Annotated in this window: 18 protein-coding genes, 1 other RNA gene and 1 other annotated feature; of the genes, 17 read left to right on the top strand and 2 right to left on the bottom strand. The window is 45.5% G+C overall.

All coding sequences use genetic code 11. The annotated features are described in order from the left end of the window. Window positions 1-114: 114 nt before the first annotated feature. The 7 genes from secDF (at window position 115) to dtd (ending at window position 9,837) form a co-directional block, all read left to right on the top strand. Window positions 115-2,385 carry a protein translocase subunit SecDF gene (secDF, locus tag QNH36_RS17425; RefSeq protein ID WP_283903874.1) on the top strand — a complete coding sequence of 757 codons (2,271 nt, stop codon included), beginning with the start codon at window positions 115-117 and terminating at the stop codon, window positions 2,383-2,385. 162 nt (window positions 2,386-2,547) lie between these two features. Next, on the top strand, window positions 2,548-3,471 hold the full coding sequence (locus QNH36_RS17420; protein ID WP_144476090.1) for a cation diffusion facilitator family transporter: 924 nt from the start codon (window positions 2,548-2,550) through the stop codon (window positions 3,469-3,471). Window positions 3,472-3,490: 19 nt separating this feature from the next. Beyond that, entirely contained in the window at window positions 3,491-3,808 is a 318-nt protein-coding gene (locus QNH36_RS17415; protein ID WP_144476091.1) for a LapA family protein, read from the top strand. A gap of 156 nt (window positions 3,809-3,964) precedes the next feature. After that, a complete protein-coding gene (gene recJ, locus QNH36_RS17410) occupies window positions 3,965-6,334 on the top strand; it encodes a single-stranded-DNA-specific exonuclease RecJ (protein ID WP_283903873.1) in 2,370 nt (789 codons plus the stop codon). Then, window positions 6,325-6,837, top strand: coding sequence for an adenine phosphoribosyltransferase (locus QNH36_RS17405; RefSeq protein ID WP_144476093.1), 513 nt, complete (start codon window positions 6,325-6,327; stop codon window positions 6,835-6,837). The genes recJ and QNH36_RS17405 overlap by 10 nt, the downstream gene beginning before the upstream one ends. A 316-nt stretch (window positions 6,838-7,153) precedes the next feature. Then, window positions 7,154-9,346, top strand: coding sequence for a RelA/SpoT family protein (locus QNH36_RS17400; RefSeq protein ID WP_144476094.1), 2,193 nt, complete (start codon window positions 7,154-7,156; stop codon window positions 9,344-9,346). A gap of 50 nt (window positions 9,347-9,396) precedes the next feature. Beyond that, entirely contained in the window at window positions 9,397-9,837 is a 441-nt protein-coding gene (gene dtd, locus QNH36_RS17395; RefSeq protein ID WP_144476095.1) for a D-aminoacyl-tRNA deacylase, read from the top strand. A gap of 46 nt (window positions 9,838-9,883) precedes the next feature. Here dtd and QNH36_RS17390 read toward each other — a convergent pair whose 3' ends face one another. Further along, window positions 9,884-11,641, bottom strand: coding sequence for an N-acetylmuramoyl-L-alanine amidase family protein (locus QNH36_RS17390; RefSeq protein WP_251540977.1), 1,758 nt, complete (start codon window positions 11,639-11,641; stop codon window positions 9,884-9,886). Between the two features lie 182 nt (window positions 11,642-11,823). On the opposite strand from QNH36_RS17390, the gene QNH36_RS17385 reads away from it, so the two are divergent. The 5 genes from QNH36_RS17385 to QNH36_RS17365 all read left to right on the top strand — a co-directional run bounded on the left by QNH36_RS17385 (window position 11,824) and on the right by QNH36_RS17365 (window position 17,098). Then, entirely contained in the window at window positions 11,824-12,000 is a 177-nt protein-coding gene (locus QNH36_RS17385) for a hypothetical protein (RefSeq protein WP_186326742.1), read from the top strand. A gap of 61 nt (window positions 12,001-12,061) precedes the next feature. Next, window positions 12,062-12,297 (top strand) — a binding site (T-box leader). A 233-nt stretch (window positions 12,298-12,530) separates the two neighbouring features. Further along, the gene (gene hisS / locus QNH36_RS17380; protein WP_251540975.1) at window positions 12,531-13,808 is read left to right on the top strand and encodes a histidine--tRNA ligase; all 1,278 of its coding nucleotides are present in this window, start codon (window positions 12,531-12,533) and stop codon (window positions 13,806-13,808) included. 13 nt (window positions 13,809-13,821) lie between these two features. Next, window positions 13,822-15,597, top strand: coding sequence for an aspartate--tRNA ligase (gene aspS / locus QNH36_RS17375; protein ID WP_144476097.1), 1,776 nt, complete (start codon window positions 13,822-13,824; stop codon window positions 15,595-15,597). Between the two features lie 62 nt (window positions 15,598-15,659). Then, window positions 15,660-15,847: non-coding RNA, 6S RNA (ssrS, locus tag QNH36_RS17370), on the top strand. A gap of 489 nt (window positions 15,848-16,336) precedes the next feature. Further along, complete coding sequence (locus QNH36_RS17365; protein WP_144476098.1) at window positions 16,337-17,098, top strand: tRNA threonylcarbamoyladenosine dehydratase; 762 nt, start codon at window positions 16,337-16,339, stop codon at window positions 17,096-17,098. 68 nt (window positions 17,099-17,166) lie between these two features. On the opposite strand, the gene QNH36_RS17360 is transcribed toward QNH36_RS17365, so the two are convergent. Next, window positions 17,167-18,441, bottom strand: a complete 1,275-nt coding sequence (locus tag QNH36_RS17360) for a replication-associated recombination protein A (protein WP_144476099.1) — start codon at window positions 18,439-18,441, stop codon at window positions 17,167-17,169. A gap of 218 nt (window positions 18,442-18,659) precedes the next feature. Here QNH36_RS17360 and cymR point away from each other — a divergent pair, with 218 nt between their 5' ends. The 5 genes from cymR (at window position 18,660) to recD2 (ending at window position 24,706) form a co-directional block, all read left to right on the top strand. Then, complete coding sequence (cymR, locus tag QNH36_RS17355; RefSeq protein ID WP_144476100.1) at window positions 18,660-19,082, top strand: cysteine metabolism transcriptional regulator CymR; 423 nt, start codon at window positions 18,660-18,662, stop codon at window positions 19,080-19,082. 85 nt (window positions 19,083-19,167) lie between these two features. After that, window positions 19,168-20,322: a cysteine desulfurase family protein gene (locus QNH36_RS17350; protein WP_144476101.1), complete on the top strand. Its 1,155-nt coding sequence runs from the start codon at window positions 19,168-19,170 to the stop codon at window positions 20,320-20,322. A 41-nt stretch (window positions 20,323-20,363) separates the two neighbouring features. Continuing rightward, window positions 20,364-21,479: a tRNA 2-thiouridine(34) synthase MnmA gene (gene mnmA / locus QNH36_RS17345; RefSeq protein ID WP_283903872.1), complete on the top strand. Its 1,116-nt coding sequence runs from the start codon at window positions 20,364-20,366 to the stop codon at window positions 21,477-21,479. A 98-nt stretch (window positions 21,480-21,577) separates the two neighbouring features. Then, window positions 21,578-22,237: a tetratricopeptide repeat protein gene (locus QNH36_RS17340; RefSeq protein ID WP_144476103.1), complete on the top strand. Its 660-nt coding sequence runs from the start codon at window positions 21,578-21,580 to the stop codon at window positions 22,235-22,237. Window positions 22,238-22,270: 33 nt separating this feature from the next. Then, window positions 22,271-24,706, top strand: a complete 2,436-nt coding sequence (recD2, locus tag QNH36_RS17335; protein WP_144476104.1) for an SF1B family DNA helicase RecD2 — start codon at window positions 22,271-22,273, stop codon at window positions 24,704-24,706. Window positions 24,707-24,747: the final 41 nt, after the last annotated feature.

Below are 24,747 nucleotides of genomic sequence, written 5' to 3'. Positions count from 1 at the left end.
AACTGATACATAATTAGTATGCTATAAATTGGTTAAAGTTTTTTCATTAAGTCTTTTTTTTATTTGTCTGGCAGCATGTGTTTTTGTGCGAAGAATAAGGAGGATTTATACATAATGGTTAAACGCAGCCGCATCTTGGCCTTCTTTTTGCTGGTTATTTTAATCGGAAGTGCCATGGGTGCAACAACCCAGAATATATTGAAGAATATCAACCTTGGTCTTGATCTTCAGGGAGGCTTTGAAGTTCTTTATGAGGTCTCGCCTCTGCATGGAAAAGAAGGACAAAAAGTTGACCGGGAAACCTTGAAGAGTACTGCGGAAGCACTTGAACGCAGGGTTAACGTTCTAGGTGTCAGTGAACCGAACATCCAGATAGAAGGGGATGACCGGATCCGCGTCCAGCTTGCTGGTGTCAAGGATCAGAACAAAGCCCGTGAAATCCTTTCTACCGAAGCGAATCTTACCTTCCGTGACGTGAACGACCGCATCATGATGGATGGAAGTGACCTGGAGGAAAACGGTGCAAAGCAGAGCTTTGACCAGCAAAACAAACCTAGTATTTCAATCACTTTAAAAGATGGGGACCAGTTCGGTGAAATCACGAAGCAAATTCGTGATATGGCTCCTGAAAATCAACTGATTATCTGGCTTGATTTCGAGGAAGGAAAGGATTCCTACAAGGAAGAAAGGATGAAGCCTGATCCTAAATTCCTTTCCAATCCTAATGTAGATAAAATCCTGAATCAGAAAAATGTTGAAATTACCGGTAATTTCACAATCGAAGAAGCCCAGCAGCTTGCCTCTTTGCTGAACGCAGGCTCATTGCCGGTCAATCTAAAAGAAACATACTCAACATCTGTAGGCGCCAAGTTCGGTGAACAGGCATTGGATGAAACAATATTCGCAGGAATCATCGGTGTCCTTGCTGTATTCGTCTTTATGCTGGTTTTATATCGTTTGCCTGGTATAGTGGCAGCTATTACTTTATCTATCTACGTTTACCTGATCCTGCTCGTATTTGACTGGATGCACGGCGTCCTCACACTTCCGGGTATTGCCGCATTGATCCTTGGTGTGGGAATGGCTGTAGACGCCAATATCATCACCTATGAACGGATCAAAGAGGAATTGAAGGTTGGACGGAATATTAAAGCGGCTTTTGAAGCGGGAAGCAAAGGCTCCCTGTCGACGATATTCGATGCCAACTTGACAACATTGCTTGCTGCAATCGTATTGTTCGCATATGGGACAAGCTCTGTAAAAGGTTTTGCGACAATGCTGATTATCAGTATCCTGGCAAGCTTCATCACCGCAGTCTTCGGAGCCCGACTTTTCCTTGGCCTGCTCGTTAACAGCGGACTATTTAAGAACAAACCACAATGGTTCGGGGTAAAGCCAAGTGAAGTCCATGATATTTCTGAAGGTGTGGATACACTGGATTTGAAAACTAAATTCGACCGTTTTGATTTCATAAAAAACAGGAATAAATTCTTTACGGCTACAGCTGTATTAGTCATCATAGGTTTGATTGCGCTTTTCGCATTCCGACTCAACCTTGGGATCGATTTTGCGAGCGGGACCAGGGTGGAACTCCTATCTGACAGCAAGCTGACAGCTGAACAGGTTAAGGATGAGCTGAAAAAGGTAGACCTCGAGACGGATGATATCGTCATATCTGGCGAGAACGGCGAAATCGGTGTGGCCAGGTTCAAAGGAGTTCTATCAAAGGAAGAGATTTCTGAGCTGAAATCCCACTTTAAGGACGTTTATGGAGCAGAGCCGAATGTCGGGACTGTATCGCCGACAATCGGAAAAGAGTTGGCTAAAAACGCCATGATTGCTGTTGCCATCGCTTCCGTGGGGATCATTATCTATGTAACAATCCGTTTTGAAATTTACATGGCATTGGCAGCTGTCCTTGCACTGCTCCATGATGCATTCTTTATCATTGTTTTATTCAGCCTGACCAGGCTCGAGGTGGATATCACCTTCATCGCCGCCGTCCTGACGATTGTTGGTTATTCAATCAACGATACCATTGTTACTTTTGACCGGATGCGCGAGAATATGGTGAAGAAGAGACGTTTGAAGACACCGGAAGAAATTGCGGATGTCGTCAATTCTTCGCTTCGGCAGACACTAGGCCGCTCTGTCAACACAATTATGACTGTTGTCATAACTGTCGTTGCGCTGTTGATTTTCGGAAGTGCATCCATCTGGAATTTCTCATTCGCGCTTCTTGTTGGTTTGATTGCCGGTACTTATTCTTCCATTTTCATCGCGGCACAGCTGTGGTATTTATGGAAGGTCAAAGAACTTAAGAAAAAAGGCACCATCAAGACTTACAAGGAAAAGAAAGTCTACTCAGATGAGCCGCAAGTTTAATATAAGCTATAAAAAAATACCACGGGGTTTCCCGTGGTGTTTTTTCGTTTTTGGTTAGAACACCCAGTTTACAGGATAAAATAAAACGAATACCGAAAGAATAAAGATGGCAGAAAAGTATATCGATTGCATCAAAAGTCAGCGCAGGGAGGAATTTTCACATTGGAAAAAGATGTTCGATTTAAGAAGGCAGAGTTTGCTGCAATGGTTGGCGTGGTAGGTAATATTATACTTGCTGCACTGAAGTGGAGCATTGGCATATACGCTAACAGTAAGGCTCTTGTTGCGGATGCTGTCCATTCTGCCTCGGATGTTGCCGGATCACTGGCTGTATACATAGGTTTGAAGGCGGCGAAGGCTCCACCTGATGAAGATCATCCTTACGGACACGGTAAAGCTGAATCCATTGCGGCCATCATCGTAGCCGTCCTATTGATGCTTGTGGGTGTTGAAATCGGCAGATCGTCCTTTGAAGCCTTCTTCAAGCCCATCGAAGCACCTAAATCCATTGCCATAGTAGCTGTTATCGTTTCGATTATCGTAAAAGAGGGAATGTTCAGATATAAATATAGATTGGGGAAACAGCTGAAAAGTGATGCGTTGATTGTCAATGCATACGAGCATAGGTCAGATGTTTATTCCTCTATTGCCGCTCTTATTGGAATCAGTGCTGCTGTCCTGGGAGGCAAGTTTGGGATTGGCTGGCTTGAGTATGCCGATCCAGTGACAGGCTTGCTAGTTGCTTTGCTAGTTATCAGGATGGCCTGGAAGCTTGGCAAGGAGTCTATCCATAACACACTTGACCATGTACTGCATGATGAGGACACAGAGGAATTCAAAACCATCGTCCAATCGATCCCGGAAGTAAAGAAACTGGATGAGTTGCATGCAAGGGAGCACGGACACTATGTGATTATTGATTTGAAGATATCTGTCGATCCGCATATCACCGTTGAACAGGGCCACCGGATTGGAAAATGTGTGAAAAAGAAACTGATGGAGAACAAGAATGTCCAAAATGTCATGGTCCATATAAATCCATACAGTGAAAGTGGAACATTCGATGATAACGTAGAGATTCAATAGCAAAAAGGGAGGGGAAAACATGAAGTTTCAATGGACGTTGCTGCTGGGGTTTGCTTTTGCATTGATTGTTGCCGTATTTGCGGTCATCAATGTCGATCCGGTAACAGTGAACTATTTGTTTGGGGAAGCTAAATGGCCGCTGATCCTGGTCATTCTGGGTTCGGTATTGATGGGAGGACTCATTGTTGGTTCAGTGGGCCTGTTCAGGATGTTTGTCCTTCAACGTGAGGTAAAAACATTGAAAAAGAAAAACAGGTCATTGGAAGAACAGCTGGCCCAAAAGGAAACAGCTCAAGAGGAACAAGTACAAGAACAACAAATACAGGATATTCATTGATATCCGCAAATGGCAGCATGAAAAAGGCTGCCATTTTATATGCTTTTTTTAGGAACCGATGCATTCCGTGACACGAAATAATAAGCCGGTTAGCATTCATTGTCATTGAAACAGTCCTTTCGCTTTTGTATAATGATAAAGCTGAGAGGTGAACGTATGTTAAAGCCAAAATCAAGATGGATTGTTAAAGAATCCGATATGATAAAAATAGAGTCACTTGCAAAAGACCTGAACGTAACTCCTCTGACGGCTTCATTGCTAGTCAATCGCGGACTGGATACCGTGGAAGATGCCCGGTATTTTTTATTTGCGCAAAAAGGTGAGTTTCACGACCCTTTTTTGCTGAAGGATATGGACAAGGCAGTTGAGAGAATCAATAAGGCAGTTGAGACACAGGAGCCCATCTGGGTGTTTGGAGATTATGATGCTGATGGTGTAAGCAGTACGACGGTCATGATGAAAGCATTGGTTGAATTGGGTGCCAACGCCGACTACTACATACCGAACCGTTTTACAGAAGGATATGGCCCAAACGAAAAAGCTTTCAGAGCTGCTTCTGAAAAAGGTGTCGGGCTGATCATCACTGTCGATACCGGCATTTCAGCTCTTCATGAAGCAAATGTGGCCAGGGAATTAGGCATCGACCTTATCATAACCGATCATCATGAACCAGGTCCTGTCTTGCCTGATGCGTTTGCCATCATTCATCCAAAACTGGAGGACAGTGCTTATCCTTTTAAGGATTTGGCCGGGGTCGGCGTAGCGTTCAAGGTTGCCCATGCATTGCTTGGCCGACTTCCTGAGCATTTGCTGGAGTTTGCTGCCATAGGTACGATTGCCGATCTGGTGCCGTTGCTTGGGGAAAACAGGCTGATCGCAATTAAAGGCATTGAAAAACTGAAGTTAAGCCAGACGCCAGGTTTGAATGCGCTGCTTAAGCTCGCCAAAACAGACCGGTCATCAATTGATGAAGAAACGATCGGTTTCATGATCGGGCCGCGGGTCAATGCAGCAGGCCGTTTAGGAAGTGCAGACCCGGCAGTACAATTAATGATGACATCGGATTCTGAAGAGGCAAAAATGCTGGCCGAAGAAATTGATTCAATCAATAAAGAGCGGCAAAGTATTGTTGCCCAGATTGCAGAAGAAGCTATTGGTGAAGTGGAACAGCGTTATCCTATCGAAGATAATCCAGTACTCGTTGTGGGCAAGGAAGGCTGGAATGCCGGTGTAATCGGAATCGTAGCCTCCAAGCTGGTAGAAAAATATTATCGGCCGACGATTGTACTCAGTTTTGATGATGAAAAGGGGCTTGCGAAGGGATCTGCCCGAAGTATTGCCGGATTTGACCTCTTTAAAAATCTATCAACATGCAGGGATATCCTTCCACATTTCGGCGGTCATCCTATGGCTGCCGGCATGACACTGGAGCTTAAAAATGTCGATGAATTAAGGTCCAGGCTGAATGCGCTGGCAAAAGAGCAGTTGAAGGAAGAAGATCTGATTCCGGTGTCACATATAGATGCCAGAATAGATGTTAAAGAGATTACAATAGAAACGATCAATGAGCTTGGCCTCCTTTCTCCATATGGTGTCAGCAATCCCAAGCCAAAGGTGCTGGTTGACGGGGCGAACATTTCTACCCTCCGAAAAATAGGAGCGGACCAATCCCATCTGAAATTGGCGCTTGAGGAAAATGGTACGGTGATTGATGGAATCGGATTTGGGTTTGGCCACCTGCATGAGCATATTTCACCGAGCTCCAAACTATCGGTAATTGGAGAATTATCGATCAATGAATGGAACAATATCAAAAAGCCGCAGATTTTCCTTAGGGATTTAGCCGTAAGGTCATGGCAGCTATTCGATTTCCGCGGACTGAAAAGAATTGAAAAGCTTCCAGACATGATTCCAGGTGATCAGCCTGTTCACTGGATCCACTTCAATGCTGAATCGACAAATAAGTTTTCTCCGATTATCGGAGATTCATTGCAGCTTGTAGCGACCGATGAACAAGCAGAGCAGATTGTGCTGAACGATTCATTCGTTGTCTTGCTGGATCTGCCGCCTTCCAAGGATATTCTCGAAAGGTTATTCGCCAAAAAGAATCCAGAAAGAATCTATGCTCATTTTTACAAAGAAAATAGCGATTTCTTCACGACAATGCCGACCAGGGAACATTTCAAATGGTTTTATGCTTTTCTTTCCAAGAAAGGTCCCTTCGACCTCAAACGGTATGGTGATGAATTGGCCAAGCATAGGGGATGGACAAAAGAAACAGTAGAATTCATGTCGCAGGTGTTTTTTGAACTAGATTTTGTTAAAATAAACAATGGGTTTATTTCACTAAAAGAAAATGTCCCCAAAAGGGATCTTTCTGAATCCAAAACATATCAGCACAAGGTGCAAGCATTCACTCTTGAAAATGAATTGCTCTATTCATCCTATGAGCAGTTGAAGAACTGGTTTGACCAGTTCATTCAAGAGTCGGTGAAAAATGAGGAGGCAATTATTCAATGGATTTGAAACAATTCGTAACAATCGTTCCCGATTGGCCAAAGCCCGGCATTAAATTCAAGGACATCACTACCTTAATGGACAATGGTGATGCTTATAGATATGCTACAGACCAAATCGTGGCCTATGCCCGTGAAAAAAACATCGACCTTGTTGTCGGACCCGAAGCCCGTGGATTCATCATCGGCTGCCCGGTTGCCTATGCACATGGGGTAGGCTTTGCACCGGTAAGGAAGGAAGGAAAGCTTCCGCGCGAGACAATCAAGGTCACTTACGGACTTGAGTATGGCAGCGATGTTTTAACGATTCACAAAGATGCAATCAAGCCAGGGCAAAGAGTCTTGATCACCGACGACCTGCTCGCAACTGGAGGAACGATTGAAGCGACGATCAAGCTAGTTGAAGAACTGGGCGGGATTGTGGCTGGTATCGCATTCCTAATCGAGCTGACTTATTTGGATGGCCGCGAGAAACTTGAGGGCTATGATGTCTTAACCCTTATGGAATTTTAATCAAACGGGCGCTTCCTCGCGAAGTGCCCTTTTCTTATTGGGAATTGAGACACGGATAGAAAAGCTTGAGAATGGCTTTATAGGGCTAAATTGCCAGAAATTAAATATCTTTCGACAATTTTTTTAATTTCTGCTGTAAAATATCTTCCTTTCTCTTTACATCTTCGATTTTTTCTTTGATAATAGTAACAATCCTTTATAAGAATAATTATTGTATATAAAGGATTTTCATGTATATGTGTCGATTTTTTCCTTGGTGCCCGCTGGTGAATATAAAGCGGGTTAATATATAAAGAAATCTAAATTAGGTGATCCTATGGCGAATGACCAGGTAATGACAGCTGAACAAGTCATTGACTGTACAAAATCATATTTAAATGATCAACATGTTGAATTGGTAAGGAAGGCATATGAGTTCGCCAGGCAGGCTCATCACGATCAATTCAGGAAGTCGGGTGAACCGTATATCATCCATCCAATCCAGGTAGCGGGCATCCTTGCCGACCTTGAGATGGACCCGGCAACTGTTGCTGCCGGTTTTCTTCACGATGTCGTCGAAGATACGGAAGTGACTCTTGATGATTTAAGAGAGGCCTTCAATGACGAAGTGGCGATGCTTGTTGATGGCGTCACAAAGCTTGGTAAAATCAAGTACAAGTCCCATGAAGAACAGCAGGCTGAAAACCACCGGAAAATGTTTGTGGCGATGGCACAGGATATCCGTGTCATCCTGATCAAGCTTGCTGACCGCCTTCATAATATGAGGACTCTGAAACATTTGCCAAGTGAAAAGCAGCGCAGGATTTCCAATGAGACACTGGAGATTTTTGCTCCGCTCGCTCACAGACTTGGTATCTCCAAGATCAAATGGGAACTTGAAGATACGGCATTGCGCTATCTCAACCCTCAGCAATATTACCGGATCGTCAATTTGATGAAAAAGAAAAGAGCAGAACGCGAACAGTACCTTGATGAGGTCATTGATGAGGTAAGGGAAAGGATGAAAGAGGTTTCAATCAAGGCTGAAATTTCGGGAAGGCCGAAGCATATTTACAGCATTTATCGAAAAATGGTGCTGCAAAACAAGCAGTTCAATGAGATTTATGACCTGCTGGCTGTCAGGATTGTCGTTAACAGCATAAAGGACTGTTATGCCATCCTTGGAATCATCCATACCTGCTGGAAACCGATGCCTGGAAGGTTCAAGGACTATATTGCGATGCCAAAGCCTAATATGTACCAGTCGCTGCATACAACAGTCATTGGTCCGAAAGGGGATCCGCTCGAAGTCCAGATCAGGACCGATGAAATGCACCGGATCGCCGAATTCGGGGTGGCTGCACACTGGGCGTATAAAGAAGGCAAACCTGCTGACGGTTCCAATTTTGAAACGAAGCTATCATGGTTCAGAGAAATCCTTGAATTCCAGAATGATACCGCGAATGCCGAAGAATTCATGGAGTCTCTCAAAATTGACCTATTCTCGGATATGGTATTTATTTTCACCCCAAAAGGCGATGTCATCGAATTGCCTGCTGGTTCCGTCCCGATCGATTTCGCCTATCGGATCCACTCCGAAATCGGCAACAAGACGATTGGTGCGAAAGTCAATGGCAAAATGGTCACGCTTGATTACCAGCTGAAGACAGGGGATATCATTGAAATCCTGACGTCGAAACATTCTTACGGTCCAAGCAAGGACTGGCTCAAGCTGGCTCAAACTTCCCAGGCCAAAAACAAGATTCGCCAGTTCTTCAAAAAGCAGCAGAAGGATGAGAATGTTGAAAAAGGCCGGGAGCTTTTAGAAAAAGAAATCCGCAATATGGACTTCGATGTCAAAGAAATCCTGACCTCTGAAAATCTTAAAAAGGTTTCAGAGAAATTCAATTTTACCAATGAAGAAGATTTATTCGCTTCAATCGGCTATAACGGCATTACTGCGCTCCAAGTGGCGAACAGGCTGACGGAAAAGCTTCGCAAGCAGCGTGACCTTGAGCAGGAAAAGGATATCTCAAATGCCGTATCCGAGCTTAAGGCTTTCACACCTGCGAAGAAACGTGAATCTGGTGTCCGGGTCTCTGGCATCGACAATCTGCTCATCAGGCTTTCCCGCTGCTGCAACCCTGTACCTGGGGATGATATTGTTGGATTCATCACAAAAGGCAGGGGTGTATCCGTTCACCGTTCCGATTGCACGAATATCCACACAGAGGATGCGCAAGCAAGGCTGATTCCGGTTGAATGGGAAACCGCCCTTAACGACCGGAAAGAATACAATGTTGACATCGAGATCAGCGGCTATGACCGCAGAGGATTGCTGAACGAGGTACTTCAGGCCGTTAATGAAACAAAGACGAACATTACAGCCGTTTCCGGCAAGTCAGATAAAAATAAAATGGCGACCATCAATATGTCGATTGCCATCCATAATGTCAGCCACCTGCAAAAGGTCGTGGACCGGATCAAGCAGATTCCGGATATCTACGCTGTCAGAAGGGTCATGAGTTAATCCCTGATGCTAATGCGTTAAGGGAGACTTGACATGTAAGGAGAATCATAATGCGTTTAGTAATACAGAGAAGCAAAGAAGCAACAGTTACTGTTGATGGAGAAGTAAAAGGCTCCATTGAAAAAGGATTTGTCATCCTGGTGGGGGTTACCCATGAGGATACTGAAAAAGATGCTGCTTTCCTTGCTGAGAAGGCAGCGAATTTAAGAGTATTTGAAGATGAAGCCGGTAAGATGAATCTTTCCCTGCTTGATGTGGGGGGAGAGGTTCTTTCTGTTTCCCAATTTACCCTTTATGGAGATTGCCGCAAAGGGCGCCGTCCGAATTTCATGGATGCAGCAAAGCCGGACCATGCAGAAACAATCTATGAAGCATTCAACCGTTTTGTTGCCGAAAAGGGATTGAAGGTTGAAACTGGCGTATTTGGCGCCATGATGGACGTTCAATTGACCAATGACGGTCCGGTAACCTTGATCATCGACAGCAAATGAATCCAGGCGAAAAGAAGGGATCCCGAATTAGCGGGATCCCTTCTTTTTAATTGTTTTTAAAATAACGAGCCAGTCCTTCAAAAATACCATTCGCCACAGCTTCCTGGTACTGCTGTGTATTGACGAGCATTTCCTCTGCAGGGTTGCTCAAATAGCCTAATTCAAGAAGTACGGCTGCCTGTCTGTTTTCCCTGATGACATGATAGTCACCAAAACGGGAGCCGCGGTCTTTAAGCATCGTTTTGCTTACAACCGAGGAGTGGATTTGGTCGCCCAGGGGCTTTTGCTTTGAATTATAATAATACGTTGTCATCCCCCTGACAGTCCTGTCATTGATGCTATCATAATGAATGCTGATAAATGCGTCGGCGTTATGGTAATGCGAACTGCTGACTCTGGACCCCAGTGAGATGTATTGATCATTATTCCTGGTAAGGACGGCGTTCGTGCCAGCTGCTCTTAGCTTTTCGTATAGAAGCTGTGCTGTTTTCAAGGTGATCGTTTTTTCCAAAGATCCTCTCACGCCGGTTGTACCATTGTCACGGCCTCCGTGCCCGGGGTCAATGACAATCGTTTTATTTTTTGTATGCTTTTCTGCACCTGGCTTTTCTATTTGCGGTGCATTGCCCTGTACTGAAACGATCCATCCTGCTACAAAGCCTGTTGCTCCATTTGGAAGAGCGATTTTATACCAGTCCTTTTCGACACTTATGATTTCAAAGCTGTCTCCCTGGTTTGCACGAAAAATCACCGGTGTTCCTGTGCTTGGGCCTTTACGGATGTTTGTCCCATCATGGAGCATGGAAACGTTGCTGTTTTTTACTGGCTGGCTTGGCGCAGCCGTGGGGCCGCTTTTCTTGATATCGAAAAACCAGCTGGCAGCCCAGCCTGTTTTCCCTGACTGATATTCAATTTTGACCCATTTATTTTTTTCATCAAGGATCTTGAAATTCTGCCCCTTGGAAACAGAACCGATGACCGAGCCATTAAGTGAATTTTTGTCACGGACATTCAGGTTAGATGCCGTTACCGTACCCGTGAATTGATCAGCAGGGGCGGGCGAGGCACTGCCTGATGAAGGTGTTCCGCTGATTTTTAAATAATCAGCGCTTACCCAGGCCTTTTTCCCTGCATATGTAATCTCTGCCCAACCGTTGGACTGAGAGTGGACGGGAACTACAGCTCCATTGTTCAATTGTCCGACTCTGCTGGCGTTTAAAGATGGTTTCTCCCTTACATTCAGGGAGGTGGCAGTGACCGTCCCGCTTGATACAGCAGGTTTGGATGGTTGTGCCGTCGTTTCATTCTTTTTCGAATTTATGTACTCCATGGCAACCCAGCCTTGTAAAGCGGCAGTGCGCACTTCTGCCCAATTGCCTTTTGAACTGAGGACCTCGACAGCCTGTCCACGATTAAATGATCCAATTACATCATAATTGGTGCCCGGGCCTTTCCTTACACGCAGTCCATCGGCCGTAACGCTTCCCGAGTTGCCTGCTGGCTTTTGGGTAACTGCTGGCTTGACACCTTCCCTGACAGTGAACCACTGTGCTACCCAGCCTTTTTTGCTGCCTCCAAGACTGAGTTGGATCCAATCGCCTTCTTCTTTTATGATTGGAAATTTTTCGCCTTTTTTAACCGACCCTGTAACAGGGTAACTCAGTCCAGGACCATTTCTGACATTCAGGCTTGTGGCAGTAATCGATACACTGCCATTGTCTGCTTTGGCCGTCTCTAAAACGGGCAGGTTCCCAAATATAAGCATCAGGCAAAGGATGACAGGAACCATTTTCTTTCTGGGCATGATCTCCCTCCCTTATTCTTTATAGAGTCTTATAAAAATATATTACCGGAATTTACCGGCAAAATCACGAAGACTTTTTTCTTATATCGGAACCAATTAAGAAAATTCAATAGGAAAAAGCGTATATAAAATCGAAAAATGGTGGGAAGAATAATAGGCAATAAACAATGGAAGGTGATACCATGCGTTTCAGTGATAAAGGAATTTCCGCAGCAACCGGTGAGAACCAGCTATTCGGGGTGGATTTCCACGATTTCATTCAAAAAGAACAAAACGCACACGTCGTGGAATTGGCGTCGGAATTTGGCCTTTCACTCCGTGACGTGAGAAAATTGAAAAAACAGCTGGAACGTTATTGAATTGTGCTTGACATTGCTAATTGGACTCCGTATTATAATATAAATAAAATGTCATACGGAAAACATACCGTTGATGGAGCATAGTAGCCAGGAGACAATGGCAAGAGAGGAAATGCCGCGGCTGGAAGCATTTCTGCATGATGACCTGGTGAATGAACACTCCGAAGGATTTTCTCTGAACATCGGCAATGCCGTCAGTAGGAGAAGACGTAGGCAGGCGTTAACTGTTAAAGAGGAAGTGCCGATTGGCGCTTCAATTAGGGTGGCACCACGGGAATCAAAGCTCTCGTCCCTTGTTATTATAGCAAGGGATTGGGGGCTTTTTTGCATTCTTTTTTACGGGATAAGAAAGTATACAATTCACTTTGAGAATTGTCCAGCTCCAGCGCCTAGCCCCTCGAGACGTTTCGGTCCGCCCAATGAAGTCAAAGAACGACTTCACCGGTCGACCCTCCAACGCTTGTCGGGGCTGACCAAGGCGCTTGCGCTTTTCTATACATAAAGACCTATTGAATGGAGGAGGATGAACTGTGTCTAACCAAATCAAAATTCCACGCGGAACACAGGACATTTTGCCAGGCCAGACTGAAAAATGGCAGCTTATTGAGGCGAAAGCAAGAGAACTTTGTGAAAGATACCAGTATCGGGAGATCAGGACACCGATTTTTGAGCATACAGAATTATTCCAGCGAGGCGTTGGGGATACGACAGATATCGTTCAAAAAGAAATGTATACATTCACTGACAGAGGAGATCGAAGCTTGACACTGCGCCCGGAAGGAACAGCAGCGGCTGTCCGCTCTTTTGTCGAGAATAAAATGTTCGGAAATCCGAACCAGCCAGTAAAGCTTTATTATATGGGGCCTATGTTCCGTTATGAACGTCCCCAGGCAGGACGCTTCCGCCAATTTGTCCAGTTTGGCGTAGAAGCAATGGGAAGTGCGGATCCTGCGATTGATGCCGAGGTAATCTCGCTTGCGATGGGAATCTATCAGGAGCTGGGGCTAAAAAAGCTGAAGTTGGTGGTTAATAGCCTCGGAGACAAGGAGAGCCGTACTGCACACAGAGAGGCACTTGTGAGCCACTTCAAACCGCGGATCGGGGAATTCTGCAGCGACTGCCAGAACCGCCTTGAAAAAAATCCGATGCGGATCCTCGATTGCAAAGCGGACCGTGACCACGAGCTGATGAAGTCAGCACCATCCATCATTGATTACTTGACGGATGATTCAAGGGTATATTTTAACAAAGTCACAAAATACCTGACAGACCTGGGAATTGAATTCGAAGTAGATGCCAACCTCGTGCGCGGTCTGGATTATTACAACCACACGGCTTTTGAAATCATGAGCAATGCTGAAGGGTTCGGCGCGATCACCACGCTTTGCGGCGGCGGCAGATACAATGGCCTGGTTGAAGAAATCGGCGGTCCGGAAACACCGGGTATCGGTTTTGCACTGAGTATTGAGAGATTGCTTGCAGCCCTTGATGCAGAAGGTGTCGAACTGCCGGTCAAGGAGGAAATCGATTGCTATCTCGTTTCACTCGGCGATGAGGCAAAAGATTATACGGTAGGCCTGCTTCACAAGTTAAGGATGGCAGGATTCTCGGCAGAACGCGATTATCTTGATCGTAAAATCAAAGCTCAATTCAAGGCTGCAGACAGGGTCAATGCTAGGTACGTGGCCGTTCTGGGCGAAAATGAACTGAAAGAAAATAAAATCAATCTAAAATCAATGGCGGACGGGGAGCAGAAAGAACTGCCGCTTGAGAGCTTTATTGAAAAATTCAAGGAAATCTGCAGATAGTGGGGGAGTTTACATGTTTGGGAGATCATATTTTTGCGGTGAAGTAACAGAAAAGGCAGTTGGTGAAAAGGTTACGCTAAAAGGCTGGGTGCAAAAGCGCCGTGATCTGGGAGGACTGATTTTCATCGACCTCCGGGACAGAACCGGCCTTGTCCAGATTGTTTTCAATCCTGAAGTATCACCAGAGGCGCTTTCCATCGCCGAGAAGGTCCGTACAGAGTACGTCCTTGATGTAAAAGGGACTGTCATTGCCCGCGAAGCAGGCAGTGTGAACGAAAACCTTAAAACTGGAAAGATCGAAGTCCAGGTAGACGACCTGACCATTATCAATGAAGCGAAAACAACGCCGTTTGTAATTGCAGACAAAACGGATGTATCTGAAGATGTGCGTTTGAAATACCGCTATCTGGATCTTCGCCGCCCGGTCATGTTCGAGACTTTTAAAATGAGGCATCAGGTAACAAAAGCGATTCGCGATTACCTGGATGGCGAAGGGTTCCTGGATGTTGAAACACCAATCTTAACAAAGAGCACGCCTGAAGGAGCGAGGGACTATCTCGTACCAAGCCGTGTGCATCCGGGTGAATTCTACGCTCTTCCGCAATCTCCGCAGATTTTCAAGCAGCTGATGATGGTTGGCGGCTTCGAGCGTTACTACCAAATCGCCCGATGCTTCCGTGACGAGGACCTGCGTGCTGACCGCCAGCCAGAATTCACGCAGATTGATATCGAAACAAGCTTCATGAGCCAGGAAGAGATCATGGGCCTAACTGAAAAAATGATGCAAAAAGTCATGAAGGATGTAAAAGGATTGGAAGTGACATTGCCATTCCCTCGCATGAGTTACCAGGAAGCAATGGACCGCTTTGGATCCGACAAGCCGGATACACGCTTCAGCATGGAGCTTGTTGACCTTTCCGAAACAGTCAAGGATTCAGGGTTCAAGGTATTCGCATCTGCTGTCGCAGGAGGTGGCCAGGTCAAGGCAATCAATGTAAAAGGTGCGGCATCCAATTACTCACGCAAGGATATTGATGGCCTGACTGAATTTGTGGCTGTATACGGAGCGAAAGGCCTGGCTTGGCTGAAAGCGGAAGAGGATGGCCTAAAAGGGCCAATCTCAAAATTCTTTGGCGAAGAAGAGCAGGCTGATCTTCAAGCTAAGCTTGATGTCACGGCGGGTGACCTTCTGCTGTTCGTAGCGGACAAGAAAAATGTCGTGGCAGATGCGCTTGGTGCATTGCGCCTGAAGCTTGGAAAAGAGCTCGGACTGATCGACCAGAGCAAATTCAACTTCCTCTGGGTGACAGACTGGCCACTGTTGGAATTCGACGAAGAAGCAGACCGTTACTTCGCTGCACACCATCCATTTACGATGCCAGTCCGCGAAGACCTTCCAATGCTTGAGAGCGATCCAGCGAATGTAAAAGCACAGGCATATGACCTTGTTCTGAACGGCTATGAACTTGGCGGCGGATCCTTAAGGATTTTTGAAAGAGATGTCCAGGAAAAAATGTTCTCAGTGCTGGGATTCACTAAAGAACAGGCATATGAACAATTCGGCTTCCTGCTTGAAGCCTTTGAATATGGCACACCGCCACATGGAGGCATAGCGCTTGGACTAGACAGAATGGTGATGCTGCTTGCGGGCAGGTCAAACCTCCGCGACACAATCGCCTTCCCGAAAACAGCAAGCGCAAGCGACCTTTTGACAGACGCTCCTGGAGAAGTTAGCGGAGCCCAGCTGGATGAATTGCATTTGTCATTAAATGTTAAAAAAGACCAGTAATATCCAGCACCCATTTTCTTGAAGTTGATTCAAGCGTGTGATAATATAATAACAACAGATGAAGAGTCCTGATGTGTTCGTTGTTTAACCTGAAGTTTTGACCTAACATCTATCCTTCGGGAGCACGAGTTTTCGGGCCGCGTAAATGCCTCTGGCTAGAGGACTTACAGAAACCCGGAACAGGGCACCCACCTGCTGAGAGCGGGTTCAAGACGAAGGCATCCAACACGACGGCACGATTGGGACTCTTCCTACATACGTACACCAAAGCCATGCATCCGCATGGCTTTTTTGTTTTTATGGAACTTGGGTTTGGGGATTGCTTTTTTGATCTGGAATTTAGATGTTAATAGATTTTCGCCTAACGTAAAGTTATGACCGAGATAGGGTGTCTAATGGACAGATATCCGGGTTTTGGACTTACGTTTGTCCGATAGAGAGGGTCTAACGGACAGTTATCCGGTTTTTGGACTTGCGTTTGTCCGATAGAGAGCGTCTAATGGACAGTTATCTGGGTTTTAGACCTAAGTTTGTCCGATAGAGAGCGTCTAACGGACAGTTATCCGGTTTCGAACCTACGTTAGTCCGATGGAAAGGCTATATCTTTGCTAGAACTCTTCCATCACCATGCCAATACACATTAATTCCTATAAAAATACTTGAAATTAACGATAGGTATGTTATATTCGAAAGCGGGTATAGATAGTAACACCAATCTTAATATTTGGAGTGAGTCTGGATGCTTCATCAATTTTCTAGAAATGAACTGGCCATCGGCAAAGAGGGCCTTGATATAATGAAAAACAGTACGGTAGCTGTATTAGGAATTGGCGGTGTCGGTTCATTTGCGGCAGAAGCACTGGCACGGTCTGGAGTTGGCAAACTAATTTTGATTGACAAGGATGATGTTGATATCACGAATGTCAACCGCCAGTTAATTGCGCTGCTTTCGACAGTCGGCAAGCAAAAGGTCGAAGTGATGCGTGACAGGATTATGGATATTAATCCCGAATGCGAAGTTGTAGCGCTGAAAATGTTCTATACTGAGGAAACCTATGAAGAGATCTTTGGCTACGACCTTGATTTTATTGTCGATGCTTCAGATACGATTTCTTATAAAATCCATCTGATCAAGGAATCCATCAACAGGGGCATTCCGATGATTTCAAGCATGGGTGCGGCTAATAAAATGGATCCTACGCGTTTCCAGATTGCTGATATTTTCAAGACCCATACCGATCCGCTGGCGAAAGTCATCCGTACCCGCCTGCGAAAAGAAGGAATCAAAAAAGGAATCCCTGTTGTCTTTTCAGACGAAAGCCCGATTGTCATCAGGGAGGATGTACGGAAAGAGGTAGGAAATGACAATGCCGAAATCCGCAAGGCTAAAATGCCTCCGTCTTCCAATGCGTTCGTTCCTTCAGTAGCGGGACTCATCATGGCCAGCCATGTAGTCAGGGAATTATTAAAAGACATCGAAATTGAGCGAGTGAACAGCTAAGGAAAAATCGATTTCAGACCTATAAACAGCTGAAAAAGCGGCAAGGACCTCTAAAAAGGTCCTGCCGCTTATTTTTTGTGTCCGGTGATTTTTTCATAGATGGAGGCAATGGCCTGTTCGAACTTCCCGGTTTTCTTTGGTTTATAGTATACCTTGTTTTTGATTCTGTCCGGGAGATACTGCTGTTTGACCCAGCCACCCTCGTAATCATGCGGGTACAGATAGTCCACTCCTCTCCCAAGGTCCTTTGCCCCTTTGTAGTGGGCATCCTTTAAGTGATCAGGCACTTCTCCGCTGATGCCTGAGCGGATATCAGCCAGTGCTGAATCAATGGCGGCATAAGCAGAGTTCGATTTAGGGGACAGGCATAACTCGATCACCGCATTAGCGAGTGGAATCCTTGCCTCCGGTAAGCCGACTCTTTCGGCTGCTTCAATTGCTGCAAGTGTCCTTTGCCCAGCCTGTGGACTTGCCAATCCGATGTCTTCATAGGCAATCACCAGAAGTCTTCGGTTGATGCTGACAAGATCGCCTGCTTCAATCAATCTTCCAAGATAATGGAGAGCCGCATTCACATCGCTGCCCCTGATGGACTTCTGGAAACCTGACAGGACATCGTAGTGTGCATCACCATCTTTATCGTGAGAGAGACTCTTTTTCTGCATGCATTCTTCTGCTGCGCCCTCATCGATATGGATGATACCTTCTCCATTTGGTTCAGTGGATAAAACAGCAAGCTCCAGGGCATTCAAGGAGCTTCTCACATCTCCGCCGGAGGCTGTGGCGAAATGGGTAAGTGCCTCTTCTGTCAGCTCGATCTTCAAGTTGCCGAGGCCTCTTTCTTCATCGGCAATCGCTCTTCGCAAAGCTGTTTTTATATCCTCTGGTTCAAGCGGCTTCAATTCAAAAATCTGGCATCTTGAGCGGATGGCAGGATTGATCGCATGGTACGGATTGCTGGTTGTGGCACCAATCAGGACGATCATCCCATTTTCCAGATATGGAAGCAGGAAATCCTGTTTTGCTTTGTCAAGCCGGTGCACCTCATCAAGCAGCAGGATGACTTTCCCTGACATCTTCGCTTCTGCAGCTACTACTTCCATATCTTTTTTATTGTTCGTGACGGCATTCAGTGTCCTGAATGCAAAATTCGTGCTCCCGGCAATCGCACTGGCAATCGAAGTTTTCCCGATGCCAGGCGGTCCATATAGAATCATTGACGATAATTGTCTCGCCTTGACCATTCTGTTTATGATTTTTCCTTCAGCTACCAGGTGGGACTGGCCGATCACTTCCTCGATCGTCCGCGGCCTCATCCTGAAAGCAAGAGGTTTAAGGTTCATGCTCATCGCTCCAATAAAACGGAATTTCGTGTATATATACAATAACATGAACGGGGGACTTGCGCATTGTACATGCAATTTATGCTATAATGTCAAAAGCCTACCTATTGACTAAGGATTTTGTTAAAATTTATAGTGTGAGAATGCCATATGGGGCATTATGAATATATCAAATAAATATCAACCCATTTTAAAGAACTATGGAATAGAGGTGCAATATGAAAATATCCACGAAAGGGCGCTATGGACTGACAATTATGATTGAGCTTGCCAAAAAGTTTGGCGAAGGGCCAATTTCTTTAAAGTCGATTGCGCAAACGAATGATTTATCAGAGCACTATTTAGAACAGCTGGTGGCTCCCCTGAGGAATGCCGGACTGGTAAAAAGCATCAGAGGAGCGTATGGAGGATATATTCTTGGTTCTGAGCCTTCGCAGATCTCAGCAGGCGATATCATCAGGGTCCTTGAAGGCCCAATCAGTATTGTCGAAGGCATTGAGGATGAAGAACCTGCAAAACGCGAACTGTGGACCCGTATCAGGGATGCAGTAAAAGATGTCCTGGACAACACCACGATTGAAGATCTTGCCAATCACACCGATAATTTTGGCGAGTCTGATGCGTACATGTTTTATATATAAAAGCTGTTTTTACATTGACTTTTGAATGCAAAGCTGACGAACAGAGCCTATATAAACTAAAATATTCTGAAGAGAGGGTAAAACTTTGGATAGAATCTATTTGGACCATGCGGCCACAACACCGATGCATCCAGAAGTCCTGGCTGAAATGGTTAAAGTCATGGAATCTGAGTTTGGGAATCCTTCAAGCATCCACCATTTCGGGCGCGAGGCGAGAAAAATCCTGGATGATACTCGAGATGAACTAGCAAAAAGCATCGGGACAAAAGGGAACAATATCATTTTCACAAGCGGCGGAACGGAAGCTGATAACCTCGCTATTATTGGCTATGCCGAACAAAACCGCTCAAAAGGGCAGCATATCATTACGACGCAGGTTGAACACCATGCTGTACTGCATAGCTGTGAGGAGTTGGAAAAACGGGGCTTTGAGGTCACTTATCTCCCTGTTGATGAAAATGGCCTTGTTTCCATTAATGCTTTTGATGATGCGCTGCGGGATGATACGATTCTTGTGACCATCATGTACGGAAATAATGAAGTGGGGACAATTCAGCCGATTGCAGAAATAGGGAAGCGACTTGCCGGACACCAGGCCGTTTTCCATACGGATGCAGTCCAGGCTTATGGAATCGAGAACTTCAGCGTAGAAGAATTGAACGTGGATATGCTTTCTGTTTCGGCGCATAAAATCAATGGACCAAAAGGAATTGGTTTTCTGTATATCCGAGGTGGAATTAAGCTGGCTCGCCAGCTTTTCGGCGGGGAACAGGAGAGGAAGAGGCGTGCAGGCACTGAAAATGTTGCAGCAATTGCCGGATTCCGGAAAGCTGTTCGGCTATCGCAACAAGAGCTTGAGCGCAAGCGCGCCTTATATCGGGATTTGCAGAAGCGTTTCATCAGCAAGCTTGAAGAGAGCGGAATCTCTTTCCAGCTGAACGGATTGCTTGATAATTCACTGCCTCATATTTTAAACTTAAGCTTTCCTGGTACAAATGTCGAAGCCATGCTTGTCAATCTCGACCTGGCCGGAATTGCGGCATCAAGTGGTTCAGCATGCACAGCAGGTTCCATTGACCCATCACATGTGCTGGTTGCAATGTTCGGAAAAGATTCTGACAAGCTGACGAACTCAATCCGTTTCAGTTTCGGATTAAACAATACACCAGAACAGATTGACAAAGCAGCTGCAGATACAGCTAATATTGTCCAGAGGCTCGCGAAAAACCAACGGGCATAAGGGTAGACTAGTTTTAAAGGAAGAGAGTGAGGTGAAGCATAATGGAAAAATCACCGAAGGATACTAGAGTGGTGGTTGGAATGTCCGGGGGAGTCGACTCATCCGTCGCTGCGCTGGTCCTCAAGGAGCAGGGCTATGATGTGATTGGCATCTTCATGAAGAACTGGGACGACACCGATGAAAACGGCGTCTGTACAGCCACGGAGGATTATGAAGATGTCATCCGCGTGTGCAACCAGATCGGCATTCCGTATTATGCAGTCAATTTTGAGAAACAATACTGGGATAAAGTTTTTACTTATTTCCTGGATGAATATAAAGCAGGCAGGACGCCAAACCCTGATGTCATGTGCAATAAAGAAATCAAATTCAAAGCATTCCTTGAGCACGCGATGAATCTTGGAGCGGATTATCTTGCGACAGGCCATTATGCCCGCGTGGAAGACCGGGACGGCGAGCGGAAAATGCTTCGCGGACTTGATGAGAACAAAGACCAGACATACTTCTTGAATCAGCTGAACCAGAGCCAATTGGAAAAAGTATTGTTCCCCATTGGCGATATGGAAAAGTCCCGCGTGAGGGAACTGGCAAAGGAAGCAAATCTAGCCACAGCAACGAAAAAAGACAGCACTGGCATTTGCTTCATCGGCGAAAGGAATTTCAAGGAGTTCCTTGGGAATTACCTTCCAGCCCAGCCGGGAAATATGGAGACCATGAGTGGTGAAGTAAAAGGCAAGCATGACGGTCTGATGTATTATACAATCGGCCAGAGACAAGGTCTTGGAATCGGCGGTGCAGGCGAACCATGGTTCGTGGTTGGAAAGGACCTTGAACGCAATGTATTGCTAGTTGAACAAGGATTCCATAACGATCTGCTCTATTCAGACAGCATTACGGCTGTGAATATCAGCTTCGTATCCGACAAGCCAAAGCCAAAGACCTTTGAGTGCACGGCGAAATTCCGCTACCGTCAGCCTGATAATGCTGTAACGGTTGAGCTTCAGGACGATGGAACCGCAAAAGTGATTTTCAAAGAACCAATCCGAGCTGTTACCCCAGGACAAGCTGTCGTTTTCTATGATGGAGAAGAATGTCTTGGCGGCGGAACGCTTGATGAGATTTTCAAAAACGGAAGCAAATTGACATATGTCGGTTAATTCTGATTGATCCCCGGCGGGCCAGCTTCGCCGGGGATTATTTTGTGAGTTTGATTACATGATTGTGGTATACTGGCATGGAGAATGGAGTGTTCAAAATGGATAAAAACCAGACAGGTATTGATTTAATGAGAGAAGGAAAATGGGAAGAGGCTGCCAAGGCTTTCGCTGAAGCGATCGAAGAACAGCCAAAGGATCCTGTTGCATACATAAATTTCGGGAATGTCCTGACAGCAGTAGGTGATACCGAAAGAGCAATGAATTTTTACGATAAAGCAATCGATCTTGATGAAAATGCCCCTGCTGCCTATTACAGCAAGGGTGGCGTTTATTTTGACCAGCAAAATTTTGCTCAGGCTAAAAGTATGTTTGAACTAGCCCTGAAAAAGGGTCTCGAAACCGGGGATAACTTTTTCATGCTTGGCATGAGCCTTGCGAATATGGAAAACAGCAAGCTGGCATTGCCATATCTGCAGCGAAGCACTGAACTTCTTGAGGATGATGCTGAAGCGCATTTCCAATACGGGCTCTGCCTTGCGAGGGAAAACTTTATTGATGAAGCAATAACCGTACTTGATAAGTCAGTTATGCTTGACCCTGGACATGCCGATGCACTCTATAATCTTGGGGTTGCCTACGGTTTCAAAGAAGATGGCAAAAAAGCGCTTGAAATGTTCAATCGCGCATTGGAAGTACAGCCTGACCATCTGCTGGCCGGCCACGGAAAGAAATTGATTGAGGGACAAGAGAACCAGTAAATACGATGGATCAGCGGAAAGGGGGAAGGAACTTTGGATAAGCAGGACTCTCTAGATTTGTTTTCAGAGCAGGGGAAGTTCATGAAAGGAAAGCATTTAGTCACCATTTTCCATAATGAACAAAACCTTTACACCGTACTGAGAATCAGGGTCGAGGAAACAAATGAACAGTATGATGATAAAGAGGCAGTCATTACCGGGTACTTCCCCAGGATTCATGAGCAGGAGACATATATTTTCTTTGGTGAAGTAAAAGAACATCCCAAGTTTGGCGCCCAATTTCATGCAACGCATTTCAGAAAAGACCTTCCCCAGTCCAAACAGGGAATCATCAGCTATTTGTCCAGTGACCTTTTTAAAGGAATCGGAAAGAAAACGGCTGAAAAAATCGTTGAGACTCTTGGTGAAAAAGCCATCACGAGGATCATCGAGAATCCCTCTGTTCTGGACCAGATTCCGAAACTGGCACCTGAAAAGGCAAAGGACTTGTATGATACTCTGATGGAGCATCAAGGCCTTGAACAGGTGATGGTCGCTTTGAACGATTATGGTTTTGGCCCGCAGCTGTCGATGAAAATATATCAAGTATATAAAGAACAGGCCATTGAAGTGATCCAAAACAATCCCTATAAACTTGTTGAAGACATTGAGGGCATCGGTTTTGGCAGGGCTGATGAACTTGGAAGCCAACTGGGCCTGACGGGTAACCATCCTGACCGGATCAAGGCTGCCTGCCTTTATACCCTGGAGAATTCAAGCATACAGGGCGGACATGTCTTCATGGATGCGGAAGCACTGCTTGTAGATGTGAAAAAGCTGCTTGAAGACAATCAGAATTTCCAGATTGAATTTACGGATATCTCCAGGGAAATCATCAAGCTTGGTGAAGAAGGAAAGCTGATTGCCGAAGAGCAGAGAATCTATTTGCCATCGCTCTTTTATTCTGAAAAGGGACTTGTGGCGAATATCAAAAGAATCCTTGAGCAGACGGAGTATGAAAATCAATTTCCTGAATCCGAATTCCTCCTTGCGCTCGGGAATCTTGAAGAGCGTCTCAATGTCCAATATGCTCCGAGTCAAAAAGAAGCCATCCAGACAGCACTGATGTCGCCAATGATGATCCTGACAGGCGGTCCTGGTACAGGGAAAACGACCGTAATAAAAGGAATCGTGGAATTATACGGAGAACTCCATGGCTGTTCCTTAGAGCCAAAAGATTATAAAAAGGAGGAGCCGTATCCGTTTTTGCTTGCAGCTCCTACCGGCAGGGCCGCAAAACGAATGACCGAGTCCACGGGTCTGCCTGCCGTAACCATCCACAGGCTGCTTCGCTGGAATGGCGCTGAAGGCTTTGAACATAATGAGGATCAGCCGCTTGAAGGGAAAATCCTGATTATTGATGAGACCTCAATGGTCGATATCTGGCTGGCCCATCAATTGTTCAAATCACTGCCTGATAATATTCAGGTTATCATTGTGGGCGATGAAGACCAGCTTCCTTCCGTTGGTCCAGGGCAGGTATTGAAGGACCTGCTTGATTCCGGCAGGATTCCTACAGTGAGGCTGACCGATATTTACAGGCAGGCAGAAGGTTCATCAATCATTGAACTTGCCCACCAAATCAAAAAAGGGTATCTGCCTGAGGACATTTCTGCCCAACAGGCTGACCGCTCTTTTATAAGATGTTCGACAAACCAGATTCCCCAAGTAGTCGAAAAAGTTGTCGCAAATGCCAAGAAAAAAGGCTATTCGCCAAGAAATATCCAGGTTCTGGCTCCTATGTACCGGGGACCTGCAGGGATTGACCGGCTAAACGAGCTTTTGCAGAATTTATTCAATCCGAATGCAGACGGCACAAGGAAAGAGCTGGCCTTCGGCGATGTGAAATACCGGATCGGCGATAAGGTCCTCCAGCTGGTCAACCAGCCGGAAGCAAATGTGTTCAACGGGGATATGGGTGAGGTCGTCGCGATTTTTTACGCAAAGGAAAACACAGAAAAACAAGATCAGTTGATTGTTTCCTTTGACGGGATCGAAGTAACTTATAATCGTCCAGATCTTTCACAAATTACCCATGCTTACTGCTGTTCGGTGCATAAATCACAGGGGAGTGAATTTCCGATTGTCGTACTTCCGGTTGTGAAAAGTTATTACAGGATGCTGCGAAGGAATTTAATCTATACGGCCATCACAAGAAGCAAGCAATTTCTGATTCTCGTTGGCGAAGAAGATGCCTTGAAAATGGGCATCGAACGCGGAGAAGATACAGAGCGGAATACAACGCTTGTTGAAAAGCTAGTCGAGATGCTTCCTGATTTGAGCGGTAAGCAGACAGAGAAGGTAACTTTACCGGCTACACAAGAGGACAGTAAGCAGGTTGACTATCTGGAAATGATGAAGAGCGCGGACCCGATGATCGGAATGGAGAACGTGTCTCCTTATGATTTTATGGAAGAGAATAATGCATAAGAATCCGCAGCTATGTGGATTCTTTTTTATTTTTACAGACA

Origin of the sequence: Mesobacillus sp. AQ2 (assembly GCF_030122805.1) — a bacterium.
Lineage (GTDB): Bacteria > Bacillota > Bacilli > Bacillales > Cytobacillaceae > Mesobacillus > Mesobacillus oceanisediminis_A.
The sequence above is the reverse complement of the archived record's forward strand: the minus strand, read 5'-3'. Positions and strand labels throughout refer to the sequence as shown.

What these genes read in the sequence shown, in the direction of transcription:
- secDF (WP_283903874.1), top strand. Translation starts at nt 115, where the DNA reads ATGGTTAAACGCAGCCGCATCTTGGCCTTCTTTTTGCTGGTTATTTTA.
- aspS (WP_144476097.1), top strand. Translation starts at nt 13,822, where the DNA reads ATGTTTGGGAGATCATATTTTTGCGGTGAAGTAACAGAAAAGGCAGTT.
- dtd (WP_144476095.1), top strand. Translation starts at nt 9,397, where the DNA reads ATGCGTTTAGTAATACAGAGAAGCAAAGAAGCAACAGTTACTGTTGAT.
- QNH36_RS17400 (WP_144476094.1), top strand. Translation starts at nt 7,154, where the DNA reads ATGGCGAATGACCAGGTAATGACAGCTGAACAAGTCATTGACTGTACA.
- QNH36_RS17385 (WP_186326742.1), top strand. Translation starts at nt 11,824, where the DNA reads ATGCGTTTCAGTGATAAAGGAATTTCCGCAGCAACCGGTGAGAACCAG.
- QNH36_RS17340 (WP_144476103.1), top strand. Translation starts at nt 21,578, where the DNA reads ATGGATAAAAACCAGACAGGTATTGATTTAATGAGAGAAGGAAAATGG.
- QNH36_RS17390 (WP_251540977.1), bottom strand. Translation starts at nt 11,641, where the DNA reads ATGCCCAGAAAGAAAATGGTTCCTGTCATCCTTTGCCTGATGCTTATA.
- recJ (WP_283903873.1), top strand. Translation starts at nt 3,965, where the DNA reads ATGTTAAAGCCAAAATCAAGATGGATTGTTAAAGAATCCGATATGATA.
- QNH36_RS17415 (WP_144476091.1), top strand. Translation starts at nt 3,491, where the DNA reads ATGAAGTTTCAATGGACGTTGCTGCTGGGGTTTGCTTTTGCATTGATT.
- QNH36_RS17360 (WP_144476099.1), bottom strand. Translation starts at nt 18,441, where the DNA reads ATGAACCTTAAACCTCTTGCTTTCAGGATGAGGCCGCGGACGATCGAG.
- cymR (WP_144476100.1), top strand. Translation starts at nt 18,660, where the DNA reads ATGAAAATATCCACGAAAGGGCGCTATGGACTGACAATTATGATTGAG.
- QNH36_RS17365 (WP_144476098.1), top strand. Translation starts at nt 16,337, where the DNA reads ATGCTTCATCAATTTTCTAGAAATGAACTGGCCATCGGCAAAGAGGGC.
- mnmA (WP_283903872.1), top strand. Translation starts at nt 20,364, where the DNA reads ATGGAAAAATCACCGAAGGATACTAGAGTGGTGGTTGGAATGTCCGGG.
- QNH36_RS17405 (WP_144476093.1), top strand. Translation starts at nt 6,325, where the DNA reads ATGGATTTGAAACAATTCGTAACAATCGTTCCCGATTGGCCAAAGCCC.